Raw genomic sequence first — 23640 nt, forward strand, 5'->3', positions numbered from 1 at the left:
GACGTCAGTTTTTTATCGACAGCGAGCGGGCGGGCCCGCGGAAATCCCGTGGCAGGAGTTCCCGTGGGCAAAGTCAGAGAAATCAGGCGGTTTGCTGTTCTTTCAAAATCGTCAGTACGGTCTGCACGTTTTGCGCGGCATCGCGACCGAGGCTGGTCAGATAACCGCCATCGGGCTGGTCGGTGAGTTCTTTTTCAAAGAGGCGCTGGGCGGCAGCGATATGTTTCGGGGCAGCGGTCTGGTGAATTTTCAGACCTTCCTGGGAACTGTCCAGGTTGAAGAGTGCAAGGACTTCCAGTTCGGCAACCAACTCAGGGGTAAGCGACATAAGGACTCCAGACTTTCTAGGAATTGGACGACAGCGCCTCTAAGGTGAACCCGCTGGTGCAGCATGTCCAGTGCTCGGATCAGGGGATTTTGTCTTGAGGCGAATTCCAGTGTAGTCGGGCGGCAGCAGATGGCTGGATGGATGCGTAACAAACCTTGTGGGAGCGAGCCTGCTCGCTCCCACAGGAGCAATGTGGTTACTGCTTTTCCGGTGGCAGCTCTGGCAAAGCGCGCAGTGCCGCTTCGTACCACTGGGTGTCGAACGGGCGATCTTCATCGAGCATCGCGTCAATTTCAAAAGCCAGCACGTGGGCCATCAGATTGAGGATCTCCTCACGGTCCATGCCGACCAAAGTCAGCTTGTTCAACGTCGCCTTGGCCGCCGGCGGGTTGTCGCTTTCAATCTGGTTCTCGATGGCTTCGATCAGCGTCGCTTCGGTGAATGCTTCTTCGTCGTCATCGTTGACGATATCTGTCGGCTCGCTCATGGCAGGCTCCTCAGGGAAAGGCGCCAGTTTACCCGCATTCAGCGGCGTGATGCTGCTGGCGGGAAACGCCGCGGCGATCTATAAACAGGCACTGCCCACCCCGCACGGCCTGGAGGCTCTGTGATGTTCAAGCTCTACGGATTTGCTGTCAGCAACTACTACAACATGGTCAAACTGGCGCTGCTGGAAAAAGGCCTGCCCTTCGAAGAGGTGACCTACTACCCGACGCAGACCCCGGAGTCACTGGCCATCAGTCCGCGTGGCAAGGTCCCGGTGCTGGGTGTCGACGCCGGTTATATCAACGAAACCGCGATCATCCTCGAATACCTCGAACAAGCACAAAAGGGCACGCCGCTCCTGCCCAGCGACCCGTTCGAGCGCGCGCAGGTATTGGCAATTGCCAAGGAGATCGAGTTGTACATCGAGTTGCCGGGACGTGCCTGCTATGGCGAGGCGTTTTTCGGTATGACATTGCCGGAGCCGATCAAAGAGAAGACCCGGACCGAGCTGCTGCTGGGCTTCGCCGCGCTGGGCCGTCATGGCAAGTTCGCCCCGTACGTGGCGGGTGACAGCCTGAGCATTGCCGATTTGTATTTCCTCTACAGCGTGCCGCTGGCCTGTGCGGTCGGGCAGAAGCTGTTCGGGATTGATCTGCTGGCCGAGATGCCGCAGGCGAAAGCGCTGCTGGAGCGGCTTGAGCAAAATCCGCATGTGCAGAAGATCGCGGCGGACAAGGACGCGGCGATGCCGGCGTTTTTGGCGATGATTGCTGCCAAGAAGTGAATTTTGTAGCGCTCTGAAGGATGCCTTCGCGAGCAGGCTCGCTCCCACATTGAGCCGGTGGTGAACACAAATTTTGTGAACATCCAGAATCCCTGTGGGAGCGAGCCTGCTCGCGAAGCTCTTGGCTTTTAGCGGCTGGCGATTAGGGCCTGACCGCGCGCCACCGCAGCCCTGACCTGCGCCGGCGCAGTCCCGCCGATATGGTCGCGGGCATTCACCGAGCCTTCGAGGGTCAGCACGGCAAACACGTCCTGCTCGATCTGATCGCTGAACTGACGCAGTTCTTCCAGGCTCATCTCGGCCAGATCCTTACCCGTGTCGACGCCGTATTTCACCGCGTGGCCAACGATTTCATGGCAGTCGCGGAACGGCAGGCCACGGCGCACCAGGTAATCCGCCAGGTCAGTCGCGGTGGAGAAACCGCGCAGTGCCGCTTCACGCATGATCGCGTGTTTCGGCTTGATCGCCGGGATCATGTCGGCAAACGCGCGCAGCGAATCGCGCAGGGTGTCGGCGGCGTCGAACAGCGGTTCCTTGTCTTCCTGGTTGTCCTTGTTGTAGGCCAGTGGCTGGCCTTTCATCAGGGTCAGCAGGCCCATCAGCGCGCCGAACACACGGCCGGTCTTGCCGCGCACCAGTTCGGGCACGTCGGGGTTTTTCTTTTGCGGCATGATCGAGCTGCCGGTGCAGAACCGGTCTGGTAGATCGATGAACTGGAACTGCGCGCTGGTCCACAGCACCAGCTCTTCGGAGAAACGCGACAGGTGCATCATCGCGATGCTCGCGGCCGAGCAGAATTCGATGGCGAAGTCGCGATCGGAAACGTTGTCCAGCGAGTTGCCGCCGACGGCGTCGAAGCCGAGCAGTTGCGCGGTGTATTCGCGGTCGATCGGGTAGGTCGTGCCGGCCAGCGCGGCGCTGCCCAGCGGCATGCGGTTAGTGCGCTTGCGGCAGTCGACCAGACGCTCGTAGTCGCGGCTGAGCATTTCGAACCAGGCCAGCATGTGGTGCCCGAAGGTCACAGGCTGCGCGGTCTGCAAGTGGGTGAAGCCCGGCATGATGCTCGCGGCCTCACGCTCGGCCTGCTCCAGCAGGCCTTTTTGCAGGCGGGTGATCTCGGCGAGGATCAGGTCGATTTCATCGCGCAGCCACAGGCGGATATCGGTGGCGACCTGGTCGTTGCGGCTGCGCCCGGTGTGGAGCTTTTTACCGGTGACGCCGATGCGGTCGGTCAGGCGTGCTTCGATGTTCATGTGCACGTCTTCGAGGTCGACGCGCCAGTCGAACTGGCCGGCCTCGATTTCGCCCTGAATGGTCTTCAGGCCATCGATGATGCTGTCGCGCTCGGCATCGGTCAGCACGCCGACCTTGGCCAGCATGGTGGCGTGGGCGATCGAGCCCATGATGTCGTGGCGATACAGGCGCTGGTCGAAAGTGACGGAGGCGGTGAAGCGGGCGACGAAGGCGTCGACGGGTTCACTGAAGCGGCCGCCCCAGGACTGATTGGTCTTGTCAGTGCTCATGAATTCGCTCGTATCGGCTTGAAGAAATGGCGTGAAACGCTGGCGCGGATAATAACAGGGTTGCCAATCCTGTCGCTGACACCGGTCGATACGTTTTTTCGCGGATGTGTCAGGCGTGTCCGGCGCGGTCTGCAAGGAATTTACAAAAGGATATTTTTTGATTGAGCAATATCGTTCCGACGAACGTCTACAGTGGACATAAGGGTCGGTGCGAATGCGGATCATGCAAAGGTCCGGCCACTGGCTATAAGAAGAGGGGGCGGGTGAGTTGTACAACGGTCACCCACCGTGAGAAACGCAGGAAACACTGGGCTCCGAGCGGTACGACCCGGACGCTGGCAAATATTGCTGGCCGACGTACGGCACTTTTTGGCGCTCGGGCTAGTCTTAGCGTGGATCGCGGTGACGGAGGTCACTACACCTGTCTACGCTATCCTTGTGCGAGACTCACGCAGGAATCCAGCGCAATATGAATGTCCTGATCGTTGATGACGAACCCCTGGCTCGCGAGCGCCTAAGCCGTATGGTGAGCGAGCTCGAGGGTTACACAGTCCTGGAGCCCAGTGCCACGAATGGCGAGGAGGCGTTAGCGCTGATCGACAGCCACAAGCCGGATATCGTGCTGCTCGATATCCGCATGCCGGGCCTCGATGGCCTGCAGGTTGCTGCCCGACTGTGCGAACGAGAGACGCCGCCGGCCGTGGTGTTTTGCACCAGTCCCGATGAATTTGCCGTGGAAGCCCTGCAGGCCAGCGCCGTGGGCTATGTGGTGAAACCTGTGCGAACCGAACACTTGAATGAAGCCCTGAAGCGGGCTGAACGTCCCAGCCGGGCGCAACTCTCGGCCCTGACCCGTCCCGCTGCCGAAAGTGGCAACGGCCCACGCAGCCACATCAGCGCACGGACCCGTAAAGGCATCGAGCTGATTCCGCTGGATCAGGTGGTCTACTTCATCGCCGACCACAAGTACGTGACCCTGCGTCACGAAGCCGGCGAGGTGCTGCTCGACGAACCCCTCAAAGCCCTTGAAGACGAATTTGGCGAACGCTTTGTGCGTATCCACCGCAATGCGCTGGTCGCTCGTGATCGCATCGAGCGATTGCAACGCACGCCATTGGGACATTTCCAGTTGTTCCTCAAAGGCCTCAATGGCGATGCACTGATTGTCAGCCGGCGGCACGTTGCCGGTGTGCGCAAGATGATGCAGGGGCTTTGACCCGGTCCTCACCGGCCTTTTCGAGTTCTTTTATCCGGCATGGCAGGCCAGGGAGGCCGCGCCGGTTCTGATTCAGGTCAAAGCGAAATTGACTGAGCTGTTATTATCCGCCGTATCTATTCAGTACGGATTGTTCCATGTCCCCTCGCGAAATCCGCATCGCCACCCGTAAAAGTGCGCTGGCCCTCTGGCAGGCCGAATACGTCAAAGCCCGTCTCGAGGCGGCCCACCCGGGCCTGCTGGTGACGCTGGTGCCCATGGTCAGTCGCGGTGACAAGCTGCTCGACTCGCCACTGTCGAAGATCGGCGGCAAGGGCCTGTTCGTCAAGGAACTGGAAACCGCGCTGCTGGAAAACCAGGCCGATATCGCCGTGCATTCGATGAAAGACGTGCCGATGGACTTCCCGCAAGGCCTGGGTCTGTTCTGCATCTGTGAGCGTGAAGACCCGCGCGATGCATTCGTCTCCAACACCTACGCCAGTCTTGAAGCGCTGCCTGCCGGGGCCATCGTCGGCACTTCGAGCCTGCGTCGGCAGACGCAATTGCTGGCGCGGCGTCCCGATCTGCAGATCCGTTTCCTGCGCGGCAACGTCAACACCCGTCTGGCCAAGCTCGACGCCGGCGAGTACGACGCGATCATCCTCGCCGCGGCCGGTCTGATCCGCCTGGGTTTCGAAGAACGCATCACATCGGCGATCAGTGTCGATGACAGCCTGCCGGCCGGTGGCCAGGGCGCGGTCGGCATCGAATGCCGCAGCGCCGACCAAGAAATCCACGCCTTGCTCGCGCCTTTGCATCACGCCGATACCGCTTCGCGGGTGACCGCCGAACGCGCCCTCAACAAACATTTGAACGGCGGCTGCCAAGTGCCGATCGCCTGCTACGCCGTGCTTGAAGGCGAGCAGTTGTGGTTGCGCGGTCTGGTCGGCGAGCCGAGTGGTGGCAAGCTGCTCAGCGCCGAAGCCCGGGCGCCGCGTGCCGACGCGGAAACCTTGGGTGTGCAGGTCGCTGAAGACCTGCTCAAGCAAGGCGCCGACGACATTCTCAAAGCGGTGTACGGCGAGGCGGGGCACGAGTGACGGCCTGGCGCCTGCTGCTGACGCGCCCGGCAGACGACTGCGCGGCGCTGGCCGAACAGTTGGCCGGGCACGGGATTTTCAGCAGTTGCCTGCCGCTTCTGGACATTGTTCCGCTGCCGCTCTCTGACACTATTCGCCAGGCGATTTCGCGATTGCCCGCTTGCAGCGCGGTGATTGTGGTCAGCAAACCGGCGGCGCGGATTGCGGTGGATCTGCTCAAGTCCCAAGGCACGGCGCCATTGAGCATGCCGTGGTTCAGCGTCGGCGCGGCGACCGCAGGCATTCTTCGCGAGCATGGTCTCGATGTCAGCTTCCCGGCTGACGGCGATGACAGTGAAGCCCTGCTGCAATTGCCGCGTCTGCGCGAGGCGCTCGACCAGTCCGGCGCGCAGGTGATGATCCTGCGCGGCGAGGGCGGTCGTGAACTGCTCGCCGAGCGCCTGCGCGCGCTTGGTGCTAGTGTCGAGTATCTGGAGTTGTATCGCCGCGACCTGCCAGCCTACCCGCCAAACGAGCTGCCACGGCGGATCGAAGCGGAACGCTTGAACGGGCTGGTGGTCAGCAGTGGACAGGGTTTCGAGCACCTGCGGCAGATGGCCGGCGATGCCTGGCCGAAGATCGCGCAGTTGCCGTTGTTTGTTCCAAGCCCGAGGGTCGCCGAGCTGGCACGTGCCGCCGGGGCTCAAACAGTTGTGGATTGCCGCGGCGCAAGTGCCGCGGCTTTGCTGACGGCGTTACGGGAATGTCCCATGCCGTTTTCTAATGCAAAGGATGGATACGTGAGCGAAACAGCCTTGCCAAAAGATGACGTCCAGCCTGCGCTCGATGCCCAGGTTGAAACTCCACCACCGGCCCAAGAGCCGCGCCGAGGCAATGGACTGGCAATTGTCGCCCTGCTGCTCGGCGCCGCCGGTGTCGCCATCGGTGGTTGGGGTGTCTGGCAGGTGCGCCACCTGCAGAACAACACGCAGCAACAGTCGAGTCAGGTGCAGGCTTTGAACGATCAGGCGCAGAGTCTGAAGCTCAACGAACAGCGTCTGACCGAGCGCCTGGCGCAGTTGCCCGGTGCTGACGAGCTCGCCGAGCGCCAGCGTCTGGTCACGCAACTGCAGGGCGATCAACAGCGCCTGAATCAACGTCTGGAAACCGTCCTCGGCGCCAGCCGCAAGGACTGGCGTCTGGCCGAGGCCGAACACTTGCTGCGTCTGGCCAGCCTGCGCCTTTCAGCGTTGCAGGACATCAGCAGCGCCCAGGCATTGGTGCAGGGCGCCGATGAAATTCTCCGTGAACAGAACGATCCGGGTTCCTTCGCCGCGCGCGAGCAAGTGGCGAAAACCCTGGTCGCCTTGCGCAGCACCGAACAGCCGGATCGCACCGGGCTGTTCCTGCGTCTCGGCGCGCTGCGCGATCAGGTCATCGACCTGACTGAGCTGGCGCCGGAGTACAAGGATCGCGGCGAGTCGCTGTTGGGCCTGACCAGCGATGGCGATGGCGCCAGTCGCTGGGCACTTTGGTGGGACAAGGTATCGCGCTATATCCGCATCGACTTCAACGCTGACAAGAACGTCAAACCGCTGCTGGCCGGACAGAGCCTGAGCCAGGTGCGCCTGGCCCTGAGCCTGGCGCTGGAGCAGGCGCAGTGGGCCGCGCTCAACGGTCAGGCGGCGGTGTACACCCAGGCGCTGGCCGAGGCACGCGATGTGCTCAAAGGCAATTTCAACCCGGACAATCCGCAAAGCAAAGTCATGCTGGAACAGGTCGCCGAGCTGAGCAAGGAACCGGTCACCGTCAAGACGCCGGATCTGGCCGGCACCTTGAGTGCGGTGCAGGGATATCTGGAGCGACGTAACGTCAATGCCGAGGAATCGGTGAAACCGTTCGCCAAGCCTGCCGCCAATGCTGCGCAGGAGGCGACCCCATGAAGCGCCTCTATGTAATCGTGTTTCTGGTCATCGCCGCGACGGCAGCGCTGGGCCTGGCGATTGCCGAGCATTCCGGTTACGTGCTGGTGGCGTACAAGAGCTTCCGCTACGAATCGAGCCTGTGGGCGACCCTGGCGGTGATCGCGGTGCTGTGGCTGCTGTTCTGGGGCATCAAGGTGCTGGTCGAGCTGGTGATGACCTCCACCGGCGTGGTCAATCCGTGGTCGCGACGCAATCGCAGCCGCCGCGTACAAGTGGCGATCGAACACGGCCAGTTGGATCTGGCCGAAGGTCGCTGGGCCAGCGCGCAACGGCATCTGACCCGCGCAGCGGAAGCCGAGCGTCAGCCACTGCTGTATTACCTCGGCGCCGCCCGTGCGGCGAACGAGCAAGGTCAGTACGAAGAAAGTGATCGTTTGCTCGAACGCGCGCTGGAGCGTCAGCCGCAAGCCGAATTGGCGATCGCCCTGAGTCACGCACAATTGCAGACTGATCGTGGCGACACCGACGGTGCGCTGGTGACCTTGCAGGCAATGCATGAACGGCATCCGCGCAGCGCGCAGACATTGCGTCAATTGCAACGTCTGCATCAGCAGCGTGGCGAATGGGCGGCGGTGATTCGTCTGCTGCCAGAGTTGCGCAAGGACAAGGTCCTGCCGCCGGCGGAACTGGCCGAACTCGAGCGCCGCGCCTGGGGTGAGAACCTGTCCTTGGCAGCGCATCGCGAAGAAGACGGTACGGTGGGTCTGCAATCGCTCAAGCGGGCGTGGGAACAGCTGACTTCGGCGCAGCGTCAGGAAGCACCTTTGGTGCTGGCCTATGCCGAGCAATTGCGCCAGCTTGGTGCTCAGGTCGAGGCCGAAGAGGTCCTGCGAACAGCGCTCAAGCGCAAGTACGACAGCCATCTGGCGCGGCTTTATGGTCTGGTTCGTGGCAGTGATCCTGCGCGTCAGTTGCAGATTGCCGAAGGCTGGCTCAAGGAGCACCCGGCCGATCCGAGTCTGCTGCTGACCCTTGGACGCTTGTGTCTGCAAACCAGCCTGTGGGGCAAGGCTCGCGACTATCTGGAAAGCAGTCTGCGCGTGCAGCGCAATCCGGAGACCTGTGCGGAGTTGGCCCGTCTGCTTGCACAGCTTGGCGATACCGAGCGCAGCAATCAGTTGTTCCAGGAAGGTCTGGGGCTGCTGGATGAACGCCTGCTCGCGGCGCCTTTGCCGGTTGCGGCGAAGGTCTGAATGGCGAGGGAGTTTGCTCCCTCGCGAACTTCGATGACCGAAAATTCGCCTTCTTCGCGCGCTGGAGACAAAGTCCTACAGAGCTCTTCACCGTTTCCTATCGAGCCTGTCGGGTTTTCCCTACACCTGCGGTGAACTGTCGGCAGGCCCTTGCCTTGAAAGGCTGACACGCTTTCCTCTACCGTAACCGTCTGTCTCTACTGTTACGGAAAAGCCATGTCGTTGGCCTGCTCACGCTCCTTGTTCTTCATGGCTTTCATTGCGGGGGCCTTTGCTCTGGGAGCTTCCTATTACCTCGAATACGCGGTCGGCCTGACGCCTTGCAGTCTGTGCCTGGTGCAGCGATTGTTCCTCACATTGCTGTGCATTGGCTGCGGCGTGGCGGCGGTGCATGGCCCCCGGCGCGTTGGATTATGGTGGTACTGGCTGTTTGCGCTCGGCGCCAGTCTGGGGGGAACCACCGCTGCGTGGCGGCAGGTGTTGATCCAGAGTGACTCGATGCTGCAACTGGTCAAATGCTCGCCGACCGTGGAGTCACTGTTCAGCGACCTGCCGTGGATCTGCGCCTTGCAACGGATGTTCAACGGCGGCGCCGATTGTGCGGACATCTCCTGGACACTGTTCGATTTGAGCATCCCGGAATGGAGCCTGCTGTTTTTTGTCGGCGTGTCGATCCTTGCGGTTTATCAGTTGTTGCGTCTGATCTGGAGCGCTCTGCAACGACCGGTCAGCGACGAAGCGTCGCACCACCAGCTGGTCAGGGATTAAACACTTGTATGAACTTTATCTCCTGCGTACCTTGAAGCCATAGGCGTGCGGGCATAATCTGGCCGGCACGTGTCATTGGATTTATGTTGCTCGATGACGCTCTGCCCGATCGTCCTCCAGTCAAATCAGAACAGGGGCGCGGGTGTAGAGCAGCATGACCCACAAGGGAAGAGAGATCGCCATGCTCGAAAGTTGTCAGAATGCTCAGGAACGTTGGGGTGGGGTTCATCTGCTGATCGACCGCTGGTTGCAGGAGCGTGAAGAGCTGATCGGCGCCTACGACAAGCTCGGTGCGCAGCCTGAGTCGCTGTCCGAGAGCCGCAAGCCTTTGCAGGAATTCTGCGGCGTGCTGGTCGATTACGTATCGGCGGGGCACTTCGAAATCTATGAACAGCTGACTGGCGAAGCCAAGGCGTTCAACGACAAGCGCGGTCTGGAACTCGCCGAGACCATCTACCCGCGCATCGACGTCATTACCGAGAAGCTGCTCGCGTTCAACGACCTGTGCGATGAAGGCAAATGCGTTGCGGAGAAATTCAAGGAATTGGGCGGCTTGCTGCATGAGCGCTTCGAACTTGAAGACTGCCTGATCGAAGTGCTGCACACGGCACACAAGGCAGAAGATCCGGTTCAGGCCTGATCCACGTCCTTCATGAAAAAACGGTGCGCCCGAAAGCGCACCGTTTTTTTATGCCTGATCAGCTCGTCGCGCCACGCAATTCCACTTCGAAAACCAGAGGGGTGAACGGCGCGATCAGGTCGCCGGCACCGTCGGCACCATAGGCTTGATCCGATGGAATCACCAGCCGCCATTTCGCCCCCACCGGCATGTTCTGCAAGGCGGTGCGCCAACCGGCGATCACGCTGTCGAGGTTGAACCATTGCGGCTGGGTGTTCTGATCGAACACGGTGCCATCCGGCAGCTTGCCGACATACAGCACCTGCACTTTGCCGTCCGGGCCGGCCTTGGCGCCAGTGCCCGGAACCAGTTCAGTCAGAAGGATGCCGTCGGCCAGTTCCTTCACCCCCGGTTTGGCTTTTTCCGCACTGAGAAAGCGTTGCTCGTTTTCCATCGCCGCGTCGCTCGACTGCCGTGATGCCTGCTCGGCATTGCGCGATTCGTGGTCGGCCAGAATCTGTTCGATACGCGCTTCACTCAGCGCCAGCGGCTTGCCCTGATACGCCTGTTGCAGACCTTCGATCAGCGCATGGATTTGCAACTGCGGCACCTCTTGGCGCAGCCGTTCACCGAGGCTGGCACCGAGGCTGTAAGCCAGATCATGAGCATCGTTCGCTGTGTTTTTTTCATCGGCATGCGCCGTCGAAAAAAACACGCAGAGGGACAAAATAAAGTAGCGCGACATGGGCACTCTCCGACCTGGGATGCGGGGGATTATGCCAGTGCAAACGTCTGCATCGGTGAACTGCTTTTTCCTGCGTGCACAACATTTCGGCTTCGGTGCAACGCAACGGTGCAGATACTGTCAACATGCGCTAGCGGCGGTATCAGCAGAGGTCTAGTATGAGCCGCACTCACGTCAGCCAGGAGGTAAACCATGTCGGCCACCAAGAAGCCTGTAAATACTCCGTTGCACTTACTCCAACAGTTGTCGGGCAGCCTGCTCGAGCATTTGGAAAACGCTTGCTCGCAAGCCTTGGCTGATGCTGAAAAACTGCTCGCCAAGCTGGAAAAGCAACGCGGCAAGGCGCAGGAAAAACTGCATAAATCGCGCACCAAATTGCAGGACGCCGCCACCGCCGGCAAAGCCAAGGCACAGAACAAAGCCAAGGCTGCCGTGAAAGAACTCGAAGACCTGCTCGACGCTTTGAAAGATCGTCAGTCCGAAACCCGCAGCTACATTTTGCAACTCAAGCGCGATGCCCAGGAAAGCCTGAAACTGGCCCAGGGTGTTGGCCGCGTGCAGGAAGCAGTGGGCAAGGTTCTGTCGTCGCGTTCGGCCAAACCGGCAGCAGCACCAGCGAAGAAAGTCGCTGCCAAACCTGCTGCAAGCAAAGCCCCGGCGAAGACCGCTGCGGCGAAACCTGCTGTCGCGAAAACCGCCGCCAAACCAGCGGCCAAGGCGCCAGTGAAAGCGGCTGCCAAACCAGCGGCGAAAACTGCAGCGAAGAAGCCGGCGGCGAGCGCGGCAAAACCGGCGGCTAAAACCACCGCAGCCAAACCTGCTGCAGCCAAGCCAGCAGTGAAAGCCACCCCTGCCAAAGCCGCTGCAAAACCGGCCGCGAGCAAAGCTGCACCGGCGAAAACCGCAGCCGCCAAACCTGCTGCCAAAGCAGCGGCAAAACCTGCAGCGAAACCTGCTGCCAAGACCGCCGCTGCGAAGCCTGCTGCCAAGACTGCGGCCAAGCCGGCCGCCGCCAAACCTGCTGCGAAAGTGGCGGTAAAACCGGCTGCCAAACCAGCCGCAACATCGGCAGCAAAACCTGCGGCAAAAACCGCTGCGAAACCGGCCGCCAAGCCAGCTGCGAAACCCGCTGCTGCCAAGCCTGCGACCGCTGCTGCAAAGCCGGCCGCCAAGCCAGCCGCAAAACCAGCGGTGAAAAAGCCTGCAGCTGCCAAGCCAGCCGCGACCAAACCGGCTGCCGCTCCAGCAGCCAAGCCTGCACCTGTGGCGACCCCGGCTGCCCCAGCTGCCTCGGCACCGTCGTCCGCCACTCACTCGACCCCTTCGACTACGCCAGCGCCAGCCGCTTCGTCGAACGTCAGCAGCACCCCGACCAGCGCTTCCTAAGTGCCGGTTGCCGCGACGCGCAGCACTTGCAGCGCGCCGCGGTTCAGGCTGGCGGCATTGCCGGCCAGGTCTTCCAGCCAGGTCACCGAACCTGCATCGTTGCGCGTCCACTCCTGCGCCACACCTTCGAGCCGTGACAGCAAGGTGCGCTCAGCTTCAAGCTCCAGTGATTTGATCTGCTCGCGCATGCCGGCCACCACCGCATCGTCGACGGCCCGCGCTTTCCATTGCATGCGCAGGGTTCGCAGCGGCTGCACCACTTCGATATCCCACGGCGCGGTCAAGGCCTTGAGCAGACGTACGCGCGGTTCATCGCACGCCACCGCGCGCTGCTCCAGCCATAAACCGCAGAGCAGCAGGCAGACATTGGCGCCCGCCGTTTGCAATTGCAGGCAGGCATCTTCCACGCCCGGCCGGGCGTAGACATCAAGGGCAAAGCTCCACAGGTCAGAGGACATCGTGCTACTCGCGCCAGTTGTGAGCGAAGCTGGTAGACTCCGCCGCCATTATGATCCGACTTCAGAACCTGACTTTACAGCGTGGCCCGCAACGTCTGCTAGAAGACGCCGAGCTGACCCTGCACGCCGGCCACAAAGCCGGCCTTATCGGCGCCAACGGTGCCGGCAAATCCAGCCTGTTCGCGTTGCTGCGCGGCGAGTTGCACCCGGATTCGGGCGACTGCCTGCTGCCGGCCGACTGGCGCATCGCGCACATGCGCCAGGAGGTCGACACGCTCGAACGCCTGGCGGTCGATTATGTGCTCGATGGCGACCTGCGTCTGCGCGAGGTGCAACGCGAGCTTGCCGCTGCCGAAGAGGCCCATGACGGCACCGCACTGGCGCGCCTGCACGCCGAACTCGACAGCGCCGACGGCTACACCGCCGATGCGCGGGCGCGCAAGCTGCTCGCCGGTCTTGGGTTCACCAATGAGCAGATGGATCGTCAAGTAGGCGATTTCTCCGGTGGCTGGCGGATGCGTCTGAATCTGGCGCAGGCACTGATGTGCCCGTCGGATCTGCTGCTGCTCGACGAACCGACCAACCACTTGGATCTCGACGCGATCATCTGGCTCGAAGAGTGGCTGAAGAGTTATCCGGGCACCTTGCTGCTGATTTCCCACGACCGGGATTTCCTCGACGAAGTGGTCGATCACGTCGCCCATGTCGATCAGCGCAAACTGACCCTCTACCGCGGCGGATACACCGCGTTCGAACGCGCCCGCGCCGAGCGTCTGGCCCAGCAGCAACAAGCCTACGAGAAGCAGCAGGCGCAGCGTGCGCACATGGAAAGCTACATCGCCCGCTTCAAGGCGCAAGCGACCAAGGCCCGTCAGGCGCAGAGCCGGATCAAGGCGCTGGAGCGCATGGAAGAATTGTCGGCGGCCCACGTCGATTCGCCGTTCGACTTCGTCTTCCGCGAGTCGACCAAGATCTCCAGCCCACTGATCGACCTGTCCGATGCGCGCCTGGGTTATGGCGACAAGACCATCCTCGAGAAGGTCAAGCTGCAACTGACCCCGGGTGCGCGGATCGGTCTGCTTGGGCCGAACGGTGCGGGTAAATCGACGCTGATCAAGAACCTCGCCGGCGAGCTCGAACCGCTGGCCGGGCGCCTGACCCGTGGCGAAAATACCGTGGTCGGCTACTTCGCTCAGCATCAGCTCGACTCGCTCGACTCCAAGGCCAGCCCATTGCTGCATTTGCAGCGTCTGGCGCCGGGTGAGCGCGAGCAGACCCTGCGCGACTTCCTCGGCGGCTTCGACTTCCGGGGCGCACGCATCGATGAGCCGGTGCTGAATTTCTCCGGTGGCGAGAAGGCCCGTCTGGCCCTCGCGCTGATCGCCTGGGAGCGGCCGAACCTGTTGCTGCTCGACGAACCGACCAACCACCTCGACCTGGAAATGCGTCTGGCGCTGACCATGGCCCTGCAGGAATTCAGCGGTGCGGTGCTGGTGGTTTCTCACGATCGGCACTTGCTCAAGAGCACCACCGATAACTTCTATCTGGTCGCCGACGGCAAGGTCGAAGAGTTCGACGGCGATCTCGAAGACTACGCACGTTGGCTGGTGGAATACCGTCAGCGCAATGCGCCGGTCAGCAACACGCCGGTCAACCCGGACAAGACCGACAAGAAAGCTCAGCGCCAAGCGGCTGCAGCGTTGCGTCAGCAACTGGCGCCGCACAAGCGCGAGGCGGACAAGCTTGAAGCCGAACTGGGCAAGCTGCACGAGAAACTGGCCAAGGTCGATGCCAGCCTGGGTGACAGCGATGTCTACGAGCCGGCGCGCAAGAATGAATTGCGTGATCTGCTCGCCGAACAGGCGAAATTGAAGGTGCGTGAAGCCGAGCTGGAAGAAGCCTGGATGGAAGCGCTGGAAACCCTGGAAAGCATGCAGGCGGAGCTGGAGGCGTTGTCCTGATGGAAGCCTTCAAGCTGCCCTTTGCGGCGGTGTGGGTCGAACCGCTGTGGTTCACCGCGCAGATTCTGCTGATTCTGCTGGCCGGTTACCTGACCCAGCGTTTCGTCGCCAAAGGCCTAACTCGCCTGGGTGAGCGCTATCCGTTCCCACCGCAGTTGCTGATGCCGCTGCGTGGCGTGTTGCGCTGGCTGATCATGGGCAGCGCGCTGCTCTTCGTGCTCGAGCGCCTCGGCGTTTCGGCCACGGTGCTGTGGACGGCGCTGTCGGGATTTGTCGCGGTGGCAGCGGTCGCGTTCTTTGCGATGTGGAGTGTGCTGTCGAATTTGCTCTGCGCGATTCTGATCTTCACCGTCGGGCCGTTCCGCCTCGGCGACGTGGTCGAGCTGGTCGACACCACCGACAAGCCTGGCGTCAAAGGCCGGGTGATCGCGATCAATCTGCTCTACACCACGCTGGTCGAGGCCGAAGAACTCGGCACCGGCAGCGCCATGGTGCAGGTGCCGAACAGCCTGTTCTTCCAGCGATCGGTGCGGCGTTGGCGCGGGACCGATGTGTTGCCGTCGAGCGGGTTCGAGAAGTAGCTTTTTCAGCAAGATCGCAGTCTTCGGCAGCTCCTACATTTGGAATACGATCCCTGTAGGAGCTGCCGAAGGCTGCGATCTTTTGCTTTTAGCCCCAAACAGCATTAGTTTTGACGACTTGTCACAAGCATCAGCCGAGGTGTGCGATGGAGCTTCAAACATGGCTGGCATTTTTTGCCGCCTGCTGGGTGATCAGCCTGTCCCCGGGCGCGGGCGCCATCGCGTCGATGTCCAGCGGTCTGCAGTACGGATTCTGGCGCGGCTACTGGAATGCACTGGGCCTGCAGATCGGTCTGGCGGTGCAGATCGCGATTGTCGGCGCGGGTGTTGGCGCTGTGCTCACCGCTTCGGCCACGGCATTCCATGCGATCAAATGGTTCGGTGTCGCCTATCTGGTTTATCTGGCGATCAAGCAATGGCGCGCGCTGCCCATGGACATGAGCGATGACGCCGCGGTTCGGCCGATCGGCAAGCCACTGGCCCTGGTGTTTCGCGGCTTTCTGGTGAACATCAGCAACCCCAAGGCGTTGGTGTTCATGCTCGCGGTGTTGCCTCAGTTCATCAATCCCCATGCGCCGCTGCTGATTCAGTATCTGGTGATCGGCGTGACCATGGTGTTCGTCGACCTGATTGTCATGGCCGGTTACACCGGACTGGCGTCGAAGGTGCTGCGCCTGTTGCGCACGCCCAAGCAGCAGAAACGCATGAACCGCACCTTTGCCGGGTTATTCATTGGCGCGGCGGCGTTCATGGCGACATTGCGCAAAGCGGCGGCGTAAAACGCTCGGGCACAAAAAAGGCGACCTCAAGAGGTCGCCTTTTTCATTTCTACCGAGACATCGGGGCAAGCGAGCTTTTCTTGAATCAATAGCGAGGGCCGCTTCGCGACCCAACGGGGATAAATCCCTCGCCACAGAGCCCTTCGCCACAAAAGTCCTCAGATCCGGCTCAGCGTAAAATCACCGGCGCCGTATCACGCGGCAGATTATTGCGCTGCGGCGCTTCACGCGGCTGCTCATAACCGTCACCGCCACCGAGCTGCATGCTCAGTTGCCCGGCCACGTCCTCGCCCAACGCCTTCGACACCTCACGCACCACCCGCGGACGGTTCAGCGAGATCTTGATGTCGCGATGGTTCACCAGTTTGGTGTCCTGCGCTTCGCCCATCGCCGTGAAGGCCGAGGTGATCTCGTAGGTCTTGGTGTTGATCAGGCTGAAATCCGCCACCAGCGTCAGGCCCAGCACCGCCGAGTAGCTGTCGGTGTGCGCCAGCTCGTTGATGTCCTGGGTGAAGTCGATGTCGGACACGGTACCGAACAGCACGTAGTCGGCGCCTTTGAAGTTGCCGGCCTTGATGCGCTTGATCACGTCATACACATCGCCTTTGGATGAGGCGGTATAAGGCGTGCCCTGCACCAGCTGAAACATGCCGGTACGCAGGATTTCACCCTTGATGTCGCCGGTGAATTTGCGCAACTCGCCCTGTTCGATATAGCTGGTGGTCGCTTCGATCTCGTTGTAGCTCGAAGAACCGCTGGCGCTGTAGTAACTCTCGCGGTGATTGCTCTGCGCCGAAACGATGTGGATGTATTGCTCCACGCGCTCCTGATACGCCAGATCCGTCACCGCGACTTTCGGGGCCGCCTGCGCGCTGAACGCGCAAGCCAGGGCCATCATGCCAATCCATGTGCGCATCGATCAACGCTCCGTGGTTTTGCGGATCTCTTTTTCATCCATCCACTCGGCCAGACCGCTTTCGACGTCGATCAACTGCAGGCTGAATTTGTAGAAGACGTCCTTGTAGTCGCTGCTGCGCTTGACGATCGAGCTGATCGAGCCTTCGATGCGGTACTTGGCGGCAACCATGTTGCCGGTCTTGGCCACGGTGCTTTTCTTGTACAGGCCGCTCTGGTTTTGCAGCTTGAGCTGGTCAACCTGACTCTGCATCGCATTGTTGTCGCTGGCGAAGCGCGCAACACCGGTCTTCATCAACTGAGTCTTGATGCTGGTGGTGATTTCGCGGGTGTCGATGTACTCGCTGGTCTTGTTCTTCACATCGTAGACCTGAACCACCGGACGGCCCTGCAGAATGCCGGACTGGGCCAGCGAGCGGGTCATCGACTCGGCGATCATTTGCAGGTCGGTCGAACCGAATTCGTTGGTCACGGTTTCAACCGCTTTGGTGTCGCCGTAGCTGATGTTCTTGCTGCCCAGGGTCGGCGAGGTGTTGGCGCAACCGGAGGCGAGCAGGGCGATGACGGCGATGCAGGAAAAGCGTGCAAACATGAGAAAGCTCTCTCAATCAGAAATAGGGTGGCGGGCTTAAGGCGTCTTGATTTCCAGACGGAAATCCACGGCTTTCGGGGTCGGCGCGATGGCCTGAATGAAGCTGGTCTGGGCGCCGTACATCATCTGGCTTTTCCACACTTCTTCTTCGGCAACCGGGAAACCTTCGGCACCAAGCCAGGCGAAGCGGTAGTAGAAAATCTTGTTGCTGTTGAGGGTATTGCTCAACTGCACGTTGACGGTCATGAAGCCGTTTTCACGAGCCACGCGCATGGCGCCGACGACGATGTGTTTCTGCGGGCCCATGGCCACGACTTTGCTCGCGGCGCTGCCCGGCTCCGGCGGTGGCGGGGTGGCGCAGCCTGCCAGCAAGGCGAGGGCGGCAACGGCGATGATCTTCAAGCGCATTGCAAAGACTCCGTTCTTAAGGTTGTTTGAGGCTGGCGACGTTGGTCGCGGCAGCGCTCGGCATTACGTGAGCAGCGATGCCGCCAGCGAATACCTGGTTGCCCACGGCACGCAGGCTGATCACTTGGTAGCGCTGGTCGACAGTGACCTTGACCACCGAGCCGCCGACGGCGCTCGGCAGGGTAACCTGATGCTCACCTTTTTTCAGGCGCAGACGCACCACTTGGGTGTTGTCCGGCAGGGTGCGCCATGTACGGGTATCGGCACCTTCGAGCACCGCTGAAGAAATCCCCACGGCGAGACCGGCCAGCGGGTTGGTTTCGTTGATCTGCTTTTGCGCCACGCCTTTGGTGATTGCGCGCACGGTGGTGCGCACGATGATCCCCGGCATGTCATCGCGCAGAGCGCGGCGGGACATGGCGGTGGTGCTGTTCAGTGCGGTCAGGTCGACTTGCTTGCCGTCGACACCGATCTGCGCAAACGGCGCGGTGGAGGTGTCCGGTTTGATGATCGGGAACGACAGCGGAGTGATCACCACGTTGTTGGAAATCGGCAGCGGCAGCGGCACGCGAATCGAGTCGCGGGCCGGGGCCAGACCGCTCTGCACGACGATGAGAATGTCGCTGTCATCGGATTTGGAAGGCTTGTCGAGATTGACCAGCGCCTGCTCGAGCAGCGGCGTGTTCGGGCGCAGTTCGGCAGCCTTGCGATAACCCGGCGCGGCCAGATCCTTCTCGCCCAGGGCTTCGTAAACGAAACCGGCCAGGTAATGGCTGAACGCACTCTGGTAGCTGTTCTTCAGGCCGACCACTTCCGGCGCGTCGAGGCTGGCCACCGGATAACCCTGCAAATCCTTGTACTGGGTCTTGATGCCTTCTTTCTCGGCCTCTTCTTCGCTCTTGAGGTATTCCTTGTCGCGCAGATCGGCGATCACTGCTTCGCGTTCGTGGGTCTTTTTGATCGCCGTGCGGGCGCCATCGAAATCGTTGACCGCCAACAGGTTCAGGGCCATCTGCGTGGTCAGCATGACTTTTTCGTAGTCATAGCCTTCGTAGCGACGCACCTTGTCGTTGACGATGAAGCTGCCGAACTGTGCCAGGTACTTGGCCGAGTCGAGCTTGACCGCGTCTTCCCACTGACCGACCACCTGATCGGCACTGCCCCAGGCGTTCTGGCTGCCCGACAGGTCGCCCTTGGCGCGCAGCAGTTCACCTTTCTCGAAGTAATAGAGCAGGTCTTTGTCGGTGCCGGTGTTGTTCTTTTCCAGCAGGGTCAGCGCCGCGTCGACGTTGCCGGATGCCAGTTGCTGATTGGTCTGGGCCAGTTCGGAATCGTAGTTGCGAAACGCTGCGCAGCCGGACAACAGCGTGACAGCGCTGAGCGCGAGCAGCATGGGAGCGCGGAATGCCATGGGTACTTCTTCCCTGAGTAACAAAACTTGCAGCCGCGTGTGCTGGTCGGGCTGGTGTGACCTATCGACGGCGGCGCTGGCCTCCTGCCAATTCCTCATGGGTGAGGAGCTTTTGATGCCGGCTCGCTGGGCGAGGGCGCGGCATTATAAACGTGGAGTGATGGCTATGTAATAGCTTTTTGGGTGCATTTTCAGATGCGGTGCCATCACTTCTCCGCAGAAGCGGGTTTATCCGAAGCGGGTTTTTGATTCGGTACAAAGGCTGATCCGACGGTATAGACCTGATCCCGGAATACCCGCAGGTGCAGAATCTGGCGGTCCTGGTCGACGCGCATTTCAAAAGGGTGGTCGATGGACGCAGGCGCAAAACGGAAGGTATGCAGGCCTTTCTTCAAGCGCAGGCGGGCGACCAGAGTCTTGTCCGGCAACGCTCGCCATGTGCGGGTGTCGGCTTCTTCGAACGGATCATGCTGAGTGACGATCAACGAGGCTTTCGCCGGGTTGCGCTCGTTTTCCTGCGCTTGACCGATGGCGGCCATGTTGGCGCGGAACATCGCCCGCGAGATGATTTGCGGCATGTCGTCGCGCAGTGTGCGCATGGACATATCGGTCACGCTATTAATCACCACCAGCGGCTGTTTGCGACCGTCTACGGTGATATGGCTGAAGTTGGGCGTAACTGCGTCCGGCACCATCACCGGGAATGAAATGGGCGCTATGATGACCAGCGTTTCGTTCAGACGAACCGGGATCGGCACTTGCACTGAGCTGCGAGCCGGAGCCAGGCCACTCTGGATAATCAGCAACACATCGCTTTCATCGGCTTTCGCTGGCGGTTTGTCGAGATTGCTCAGGGCCTTTTGCAGCAAGGGCATGTCCGGCCGCAGTTCGATCGCCTGACGATAACCGGCCGCCGCGAGGGCGCGCTCGCCGAGGGCTTCATAGGTGAATCCGGCCAGATAGTGGCTGAACGCACTTTGGTAGCCGTTTTTCAGCTCAACGACCTGCGGCGCATCAAGCAAGGCGACCGGGTAGCCTTCCAGTTCTTTGTAATGGAGAATTTTGCCCTGAGCTTTTGCCTGTTCCTCGGCCGCTTCGTATTGCTTTTCACGCTGGCGGGCGATCAATGCTTCGCGTTCGTGGGTTTTCTTGATGTCTGCGCGGGCGCCGGCAAAGTCATTGACGGATAGCTGGTTCAAGGCCATTTGCGTAGTCAACATGACCTTTTCGTAATCGTAGCCTTCATAGCGCCGCAGCTTGTCGTTGACCAGCATCGTGCCCATTTCATCACCGAAACGCGCCAGTAATTTCATCGCGCCGGACGGGTTGGCTTCCTCGCGCTGGAAGATCATCCGGTCGGCATTGCGCCAGGCGTCCTGGCTGTCGGGCAGGGCACTGCCAGCGCTGAGGATCGCGCCCTTTTCCAGGTAATACAGCAGATCCTTGTCTTCCCACGGGTTGTTCATTTCCACCAGTGCCAGAGCCCCGGTCAGATTGCCCCGGGTCATTTGCTCGGTGGTCTGCTGCATTTCAAGATCGTAGTTGCGATAGGCGGCACAACCGCTCAACTGAACAGCAACGCAAAGCAGCAAAACGAACGGAAGACTCCGCATTGAGGTTGATTCCTTGCGCGCAAATGCTCTGGGGCGGGCAGTATAAAGTGGATGATGGCAAATGGCTGCGATCTTGATCGAACCTGTCGAGGCTCAATCGGCAGCGGGCAGTGCGGCAATACTCGGCGACAAACGCTGATGCCGTCTGCCGGGTATTTCCTGCCAATCAAAGCGAAACGCCGACAAAGCTTGAGAGAAATGTCTTCGAAGTGAACAATATGTAACTTCGCATTTCCATTTGAGATTCGTTCATGACTGCCTCGTCCCGATTGCTGGCCTGGCTGCTGTTCCCGTTATTGTCCCTGAGCAGCCTGCCGCTGCTGGCCGATACCGTGGAAGGCGCGCCGCAAGCGTTGCACCTGCTCGATTACATCAGTGCCGATTACCCGCCAACGGTCGCGGCAGGCAAAGTCATCGACGATGGCGAATACCGCGAGCAGCTGGAATTCACCCAGGTTCTGCAAGGCTTGATCACTGCATTACCGGCCAAACCGGAAAAAGCCGCGCTGGAACAGGGCGTCGAGTCTTTGCACGCCGCCATCGCTGCGAAGCATGACGGTGTTGATGTCGCCCGTCAGGCCCGACAGCTGGGGGCCAAACTGGCGGTGGCTTATGAAGTCAGCCAGGCGCCGATCATCACCCCGGACCCGACACGCGGTGCGCCGTTGTATGCGCAGAACTGCTCGGTGTGCCACGGCGATACAGGTGCCGGCGACGGCCCGGCCGGCCTAGGTCTGACTCCCGCGCCAGCCAACCTGCGCGACGCTGTGCGCATGGATCACCTGAGTCTGTACGCGATCTACAGCACCCTCGGCCAGGGTGTCGAAGGCACCGACATGCCGGCGTTTGCCGATCAGCTCGATGATCGCCAGCGCTGGGATCTGGCCACCTACATCGCCGGCTTCAGTGCCGATGCGGCGGCCGCCAAGTCCGACAAGGTCTACAACATCGCCGACCTGGCCCGGCAGACCCCGGCCGAAGTACAGGCGGCGGAGGGCGCAGAGGTCGCGGCGACGTTCCGTGCCCAGCGCGCACAACCGCCGCAGGTCAAGCGCGGGCCGGCGCAGTTGCTCGATTACACTGCCGCCACGCTGGACAAGAGCCTCGCGGCCTACCGCGCCGGGGAACATGATCAGGCCTATGACCTGTCGGTAGCGGCGTATCTGGAAGGCTTCGAGCTGGTCGAAAGCTCGCTGGACAACGTCGATGCCAACGTGCGCAAGGACACCGAAAAATCGCTGATGGCTTACCGGCAGTCGCTGCAGGACGGTCTGCCGGTCGAACAGGCCGAACAGCGTCTCGACGCGGCCAAGGCCAAACTCAAGGAATCCGCCGGCCTGCTGGGCAGCGACGGCCTGAGCTGGTCGCTGAGCTACATTTCCGGCCTGCTGATTCTGCTGCGCGAAGGCCTGGAAGCGATTCTGGTGCTGGCGGCGATCCTCGCCTTCTTGCGCAACACCGGCCAGCAGTCAGCGGTGCGCAGTGTCAACGTTGGCTGGGGCCTGGCCTTGCTGGCGGGCTTGGGCACCTGGGCGCTGGCGGCGTATGTGATCGACGTCAGTGGTTCGCAGCGTGAGTTGCTGGAAGGCGCCACCGCGCTGTTTGCCAGCGTCATGGTGTTGTGGCTCGGCGTGTGGATGCATGACCGCCGTCACGCGGCGGCTTGGCAGGATTACATCAAGAGCAGCCTGGTCGGCGGCGGTGGTCGTTTCGGTTTTGCGATCCTGGCGTTCTTCTCGGTCTATCGCGAGTTGTTTGAAGTGATCCTGTTCTACGAAACCCTGTGGCTGCAGGCCGGGCCTGCCGGGCACAACGCCGTGTTGGCCGGCGGTGCGACGGCGCTGGTGCTGCTGGTCGGTCTGGCCTGGGTGATCCTGCGCGGCTCGGCGAAACTGCCGCTGACCTTGTTCTTCAGTATCAACGCCGCGCTGCTGTGCGCGTTGTCGGTGGTGTTTGCCGGGCATGGCGTCAAGGCCCTGCAGGAAGCCGGGATCTTCGGCACACGGCCAGTGGCGTTCTTTGAATTCGACTGGCTGGGAATCCATGCCGACGCCTATTCGCTGACCGCGCAGGTGGTGGCGATTGTGGCGATTGCTGTGCTGTATGGGCGCAGTTGGGTGGCGGAGAAGCGTCGGGTGTCGGCTGCATAAAGGCATTCGCTGCGCTCCTATTCGCGAGCAGGCTCGCTCCCACAGGTTCGGTATGTATCCTGTGGGGGCGAGCCTGCTCGCGAATTTTTTGGAGGCAAGAACATGCGTGTATGGATCGATGCCGACGCCTGTCCGCGGGCGGCGAAGGATCTGGTGGTGAAGTTCGCGTTAAAGCGCCAGTTCGAAGTGGTGCTGGTAGCCGGGCAGCCGCAGATCAAACCGGGGCTGGCGATCGTCAAATTGATTGTGGTGCCGAGCGGGCCGGATGCCGCGGATGATTATCTGGTCGAGCACGCCGTGCCGGGCGAACTTGTGATCTGCAGCGATATTCCGCTGGCCGATCGGCTGGTGAAGAAGGGCGTGACGGCACTGGATCCGCGCGGCAAGGAGTTCGATGCGCAGAACATGGGCGAGCGGCTGGCGGTGCGGAATCTGTTCACCGATCTCAGGGAGCAGGGCCAGATGAGCGGCGGCCCGGCACCCTTTGGCGAGCGTGAGAAGCAGGCGTTTGCCAATGCGCTGGACCGGATTCTGACCCGGCTCACCCGCAAGCCCTGAAAAGATCGCAGCATGCGGCAGCTCCTACCGGGGCGGTGTATGCCGCAATATCACGGCGCGACACGGAACCTGTAGATACCGTCTTGAGCCTCACCGGGCAAGCGCAAGTTTCGGGTCATATGG

The 23640-nt window shown here is 61.2% G+C and carries 23 protein-coding genes and 2 pseudogenes; 15 read left to right on the top strand and 10 right to left on the bottom strand.

The window, feature by feature from the left end:
• Nucleotides 1–82: 82 nt before the first annotated feature.
• Nucleotides 83–328: a TIGR02647 family protein gene (locus D8U82_RS07420; protein WP_007951883.1), complete on the bottom strand. Its 246-nt coding sequence runs from the start codon at nt 326–328 to the stop codon at nt 83–85.
• Between the two features lie 196 nt (nt 329–524).
• Nucleotides 525–815, bottom strand: a complete 291-nt coding sequence (locus D8U82_RS07425; RefSeq protein ID WP_122698690.1) for a hypothetical protein — start codon at nt 813–815, stop codon at nt 525–527.
• A 123-nt stretch (nt 816–938) separates the two neighbouring features.
• Between D8U82_RS07425 and D8U82_RS07430 the strand changes: the two genes are divergently transcribed.
• Nucleotides 939–1598 carry a glutathione S-transferase gene (locus D8U82_RS07430; RefSeq protein WP_130901956.1) on the top strand — a complete coding sequence of 220 codons (660 nt, stop codon included), beginning with the start codon at nt 939–941 and terminating at the stop codon, nt 1596–1598.
• 128 nt (nt 1599–1726) lie between these two features.
• Here the strand turns inward: D8U82_RS07430 and argH are convergent, their stop codons facing one another.
• Nucleotides 1727–3121 (bottom strand): argininosuccinate lyase, encoded by a 1395-nt coding sequence (argH, locus tag D8U82_RS07435; protein ID WP_130901957.1) that lies wholly within the window; start codon nt 3119–3121, stop codon nt 1727–1729.
• Nucleotides 3122–3432: 311 nt separating this feature from the next.
• Between argH and D8U82_RS28400 the strand changes: the two are divergent.
• The 8 genes and pseudogenes from D8U82_RS28400 to D8U82_RS07470 all read left to right on the top strand — a co-directional run.
• A pseudogene (locus tag D8U82_RS28400) lies at nt 3433–3594 on the top strand (sensor histidine kinase); the annotation flags it as partial.
• Nucleotides 3591–4337, top strand: a complete 747-nt coding sequence (locus D8U82_RS07445) for a LytTR family DNA-binding domain-containing protein (protein ID WP_130889075.1) — start codon at nt 3591–3593, stop codon at nt 4335–4337. The pseudogene D8U82_RS28400 and the gene D8U82_RS07445, both read left to right, overlap by 4 nt.
• Nucleotides 4338–4474: 137 nt before the next feature.
• Complete coding sequence (hemC, locus tag D8U82_RS07450) at nt 4475–5416, top strand: hydroxymethylbilane synthase (RefSeq protein ID WP_125925382.1); 942 nt, start codon at nt 4475–4477, stop codon at nt 5414–5416.
• A pseudogene (locus D8U82_RS28405) lies at nt 5413–6159 on the top strand (uroporphyrinogen-III synthase); the annotation flags it as partial. The gene hemC and the pseudogene D8U82_RS28405, both read left to right, overlap by 4 nt.
• A gap of 36 nt (nt 6160–6195) precedes the next feature.
• Nucleotides 6196–7338 (top strand): uroporphyrinogen-III C-methyltransferase, encoded by a 1143-nt coding sequence (locus D8U82_RS28410; RefSeq protein WP_241664263.1) that lies wholly within the window; start codon nt 6196–6198, stop codon nt 7336–7338.
• On the top strand, nt 7335–8573 hold the full coding sequence (locus tag D8U82_RS07460) for a heme biosynthesis protein HemY (protein ID WP_130889077.1): 1239 nt from the start codon (nt 7335–7337) through the stop codon (nt 8571–8573). Before D8U82_RS28410 ends, D8U82_RS07460 begins: the two co-directional genes overlap by 4 nt.
• Before the next feature lie 216 nt (nt 8574–8789).
• Nucleotides 8790–9341, top strand: coding sequence for a disulfide bond formation protein B (locus D8U82_RS07465; RefSeq protein WP_130900315.1), 552 nt, complete (start codon nt 8790–8792; stop codon nt 9339–9341).
• Between the two features lie 181 nt (nt 9342–9522).
• The gene (locus D8U82_RS07470; protein ID WP_016772602.1) at nt 9523–9981 is read left to right on the top strand and encodes an Rsd/AlgQ family anti-sigma factor; all 459 of its coding nucleotides are present in this window, start codon (nt 9523–9525) and stop codon (nt 9979–9981) included.
• A 58-nt stretch (nt 9982–10039) separates the two neighbouring features.
• Here D8U82_RS07470 and D8U82_RS07475 read toward each other — a convergent pair whose 3' ends face one another.
• Entirely contained in the window at nt 10040–10705 is a 666-nt protein-coding gene (locus D8U82_RS07475) for an FKBP-type peptidyl-prolyl cis-trans isomerase (RefSeq protein ID WP_130901958.1), read from the bottom strand.
• Nucleotides 10706–10897: 192 nt separating this feature from the next.
• Here D8U82_RS07475 and D8U82_RS07480 point away from each other — a divergent pair, with 192 nt between their 5' ends.
• Nucleotides 10898–12091 carry an AlgP family protein gene (locus D8U82_RS07480; protein WP_130901959.1) on the top strand — a complete coding sequence of 398 codons (1194 nt, stop codon included), beginning with the start codon at nt 10898–10900 and terminating at the stop codon, nt 12089–12091.
• Here D8U82_RS07480 and D8U82_RS07485 read toward each other — a convergent pair.
• Nucleotides 12088–12549, bottom strand: coding sequence for a TIGR02444 family protein (locus tag D8U82_RS07485; RefSeq protein ID WP_130901960.1), 462 nt, complete (start codon nt 12547–12549; stop codon nt 12088–12090). The two genes, D8U82_RS07480 and D8U82_RS07485, sit on opposite strands and share 4 nt — an antisense overlap.
• Nucleotides 12550–12599: 50 nt before the next feature.
• Here D8U82_RS07485 and D8U82_RS07490 point away from each other — a divergent pair, with 50 nt between their 5' ends.
• From D8U82_RS07490 to rhtB, 3 genes are all read left to right on the top strand, one after another.
• Nucleotides 12600–14510, top strand: coding sequence for an ATP-binding cassette domain-containing protein (locus D8U82_RS07490; RefSeq protein WP_122751198.1), 1911 nt, complete (start codon nt 12600–12602; stop codon nt 14508–14510).
• Complete coding sequence (locus tag D8U82_RS07495; RefSeq protein ID WP_101161538.1) at nt 14510–15091, top strand: mechanosensitive ion channel family protein; 582 nt, start codon at nt 14510–14512, stop codon at nt 15089–15091. Before D8U82_RS07490 ends, D8U82_RS07495 begins: the two co-directional genes overlap by 1 nt.
• A 146-nt stretch (nt 15092–15237) precedes the next feature.
• Nucleotides 15238–15870 carry a homoserine/homoserine lactone efflux protein gene (gene rhtB, locus D8U82_RS07500; RefSeq protein WP_016772608.1) on the top strand — a complete coding sequence of 211 codons (633 nt, stop codon included), beginning with the start codon at nt 15238–15240 and terminating at the stop codon, nt 15868–15870.
• Between the two features lie 169 nt (nt 15871–16039).
• Here rhtB and D8U82_RS07505 read toward each other — a convergent pair whose 3' ends face one another.
• The 5 genes from D8U82_RS07505 to D8U82_RS07525 all read right to left on the bottom strand — a co-directional run bounded on the left by D8U82_RS07505 (nt 16040) and on the right by D8U82_RS07525 (nt 20809).
• Nucleotides 16040–16786: a hypothetical protein gene (locus D8U82_RS07505; protein ID WP_016772609.1), complete on the bottom strand. Its 747-nt coding sequence runs from the start codon at nt 16784–16786 to the stop codon at nt 16040–16042.
• A 3-nt stretch (nt 16787–16789) separates the two neighbouring features.
• Nucleotides 16790–17377, bottom strand: a complete 588-nt coding sequence (gene lpoB / locus D8U82_RS07510; protein WP_016772610.1) for a penicillin-binding protein activator LpoB — start codon at nt 17375–17377, stop codon at nt 16790–16792.
• A gap of 36 nt (nt 17378–17413) precedes the next feature.
• Nucleotides 17414–17785 carry a YcfL family protein gene (locus D8U82_RS07515; protein ID WP_016772611.1) on the bottom strand — a complete coding sequence of 124 codons (372 nt, stop codon included), beginning with the start codon at nt 17783–17785 and terminating at the stop codon, nt 17414–17416.
• A 16-nt stretch (nt 17786–17801) separates the two neighbouring features.
• A complete protein-coding gene (locus tag D8U82_RS07520; protein ID WP_016772612.1) occupies nt 17802–19196 on the bottom strand; it encodes a hypothetical protein in 1395 nt (464 codons plus the stop codon).
• Between the two features lie 206 nt (nt 19197–19402).
• Complete coding sequence (locus tag D8U82_RS07525; protein ID WP_024014757.1) at nt 19403–20809, bottom strand: hypothetical protein; 1407 nt, start codon at nt 20807–20809, stop codon at nt 19403–19405.
• A gap of 251 nt (nt 20810–21060) precedes the next feature.
• Between D8U82_RS07525 and D8U82_RS07530 the strand changes: the two genes are divergently transcribed.
• Both D8U82_RS07530 and D8U82_RS07535 read left to right on the top strand, forming a co-directional pair.
• Nucleotides 21061–22959, top strand: a complete 1899-nt coding sequence (locus D8U82_RS07530) for an FTR1 family protein (protein WP_125925388.1) — start codon at nt 21061–21063, stop codon at nt 22957–22959.
• Nucleotides 22960–23061: 102 nt separating this feature from the next.
• Nucleotides 23062–23517 carry a YaiI/YqxD family protein gene (locus tag D8U82_RS07535; protein ID WP_130901961.1) on the top strand — a complete coding sequence of 152 codons (456 nt, stop codon included), beginning with the start codon at nt 23062–23064 and terminating at the stop codon, nt 23515–23517.
• Nucleotides 23518–23640 lie beyond the last annotated feature (123 nt).

This window comes from Pseudomonas sp. Sample_23 (assembly GCF_004307595.1).
In the GTDB taxonomy this organism is placed as follows: domain Bacteria; phylum Pseudomonadota; class Gammaproteobacteria; order Pseudomonadales; family Pseudomonadaceae; genus Aquipseudomonas; species Aquipseudomonas atacamensis.